Genomic DNA, 310 nt, shown 5'->3' on the forward strand with positions numbered 1-310 from the left:
GCTTTGGCTTATATCCATGTTGATTTTTTCGCATAGGTACTTCCATATTAATCTGGTTGTAAGTAAATAAGTCTCTTTGATAATCAATACTCAGATAACCTTTGTCTCCTAATATTGTACAATTTTGCTACAAGTGCTTAATATCTTTGAGATAATGAATATCATGTACAGAAGCTTGTGTTAATCAAAATCGGTAAAAATCCCATCAGTAGTACACACTGCATGCAATTTATAACCATAATAAACACTATTTTGCCAAGCACAAAAACCTTTATCCGGGCTGGTAAAGTAATTTTCTCTACAAACAGTA

1 pseudogene is annotated in these 310 nt (G+C 31.9%); it reads right to left on the reverse strand.

Features of this window, described 5'->3' with window-relative positions:
• Window positions 1-310: pseudogene (locus GNY06_RS15585) on the reverse strand (transposase); the annotation flags it as partial.

Origin of the sequence: Elizabethkingia argenteiflava, assembly GCF_009904105.1 — a bacterium.
Classification (GTDB): Bacteria; Bacteroidota; Bacteroidia; order Flavobacteriales; family Weeksellaceae; genus Elizabethkingia; species Elizabethkingia argenteiflava.